At 65.8% G+C, this 1,759-nt stretch carries 3 protein-coding genes; all 3 read left to right on the forward strand.

Going from position 1 to position 1,759, the window contains the following annotated elements; all coding sequences use genetic code 11:
- Positions 1–867: glycosyltransferase (locus tag AWB74_RS44345; protein WP_061152774.1), on the forward strand; the 867-nt coding region annotated here is incomplete at its 5' end.
- The gene (locus tag AWB74_RS44350) at positions 864–1,457 is read left to right on the forward strand and encodes a D-glycero-alpha-D-manno-heptose-1,7-bisphosphate 7-phosphatase (RefSeq protein WP_061152775.1); all 594 of its coding nucleotides are present in this window, start codon (positions 864–866) and stop codon (positions 1,455–1,457) included. The genes AWB74_RS44345 and AWB74_RS44350, both read left to right, overlap by 4 nt.
- Positions 1,447–1,759 (forward strand): glycosyltransferase family 9 protein (locus tag AWB74_RS44355; RefSeq protein WP_143749544.1); only part of this gene is annotated, 313 nt, incomplete at its 3' end. The genes AWB74_RS44350 and AWB74_RS44355, both read left to right, overlap by 11 nt.

Below are 1,759 nucleotides of genomic sequence, written 5' to 3' on the forward strand. Positions count from 1 at the left end.
CGCGTGCGGCGGCTGCATCAGGGCGAATCGGACGGCTTTCCCGATGCGCGCTTTGATATCGAGGACGAACTCGTTAAGCGCTCCGACTCAGTGATAGCGGAATGCCCTCAGGACGAAAACGATCTGCTCCGTCTCTATCATGCCGATCCCGCGCGCATCGATCTCGTGCCATGCGGTTTCGATCGCGCGGAGTTTCATCCGCTCGACAAGCGCCAGGCGCGCGAACAACTCGGCTGGCCGCAGGATCGCTTCATCGTGCTGCAATTGGGGCGCATGGTGCCGCGCAAGGGCATCGACAACGTCGTGCGCGCGCTCGGCGCGTGCCATGCGGAGCATGACGAAAGCGTCGAGCTTTACGTGGTCGGCGGCAACTCTGACGAAGCCAACGAAAACGCTACGCCGGAGATCGGCAGGCTGCGCGGCATCGCGCGCGAATGCGGCGTCGAGGAGCACGTGCATTTCGCCGGACGTCATGGACGAAGCGACTTGAAGCACTTCTATAACGCCGCCGATGTGTTCGTGACGACGCCTTGGTACGAGCCGTTCGGCATCACGCCGCTCGAAGCGATGGCGTGCGGCACGCCCGTGATCGGCGCCGATGTGGGCGGCATCCGCTATTCGGTCGCGCACGGCGAGACGGGCCTGCTCGTGCCGCCGAAGCATCCGGCCGCGCTCGCGCAGGCAATCGCCACGCTCAAGCGCGATGCGGCACTCGCGCGACGCATGGGCGAAGCGGGCCTCGCGCGCGCCAACGCGATGTTCACGTGGTCGAGCGTCGCGCAGGCGCTGGCACAGGTCTATACGCGCGTGAGCGGCGCCGAATCGCAGGATGCGGCCCGCGTCGCGATGGGCGGAGGATCGCGATGACGCAAGCGCCACGGTCGCCGCGCGCCGCCGTCTTCATCGACAAGGACGGCACACTGCTCGACGATGTGCCCTGGAATGTCGATCCGCATCGCATGCGTCTTGCGCCTGGTGCGCTTGATGCGTTGCGCGTCTTCGCATCGCATGGCGTGCCGCTGTTCGTCATCAGCAACCAAAGCGGCGTCGCGCTCGGCAAGTTCGAGCGGCATGCGCTCAATCAGGTCGAAGCACGCCTGCAAGCGCTCGCTGCGCAAGCGGGCGCTGCCTTCACGCATATCTACTGGTGCCCGCATCATCCGCGCGGCGTCGTGCCGGAGTACACGCAATCATGCGATTGCCGCAAGCCCGCGCCTGGCATGTTGCTGCGCGCGGCGCGCGAGCATGGCATCGACCTCTCGCGAAGCTGGTTCGTCGGCGACATACTCGACGATGTCGAGGCGGGCCATCGTGCGGGATGCCGCAGCGTGCTCATCGATAACGGCAACGAGACCGAATGGCTGCGCGGCGAAGGTCGCGAACCGGACATCGTCGTAAAGGACATGTACGAAGCCGCGATGGCGATCGTCGCCGCGGAGTGTCTGCATGAAACGTGATCCGGTGAATCCATCGACGCTGCCGCCGGTCGTCGAGGCGCATGCGCGCAAGAGCGCGGCAACCGAAGTGCGCGACTGGGGCGCGGACGTAAAGCGCATTCTGTGCATTCGTCTCGACAATCTCGGCGACGTGCTGATGACCACGCCTGCGCTGCACGCGTTGCGCGGCGCGCAGCCGGGACGGCATTTGACACTGCTCGCGTCGCGTTCGGGCAAGGCGGCGGCGCCTTTCATCGATGCGATCGATGACGTGATCGAATACGACGCGCCGTGGGTCAAGCAGGATGCCCCGATCGACGCGC

Origin of the sequence: Caballeronia arvi, from assembly GCF_001544695.2 — a bacterium.
Lineage (GTDB): Bacteria > Pseudomonadota > Gammaproteobacteria > Burkholderiales > Burkholderiaceae > Caballeronia > Caballeronia arvi.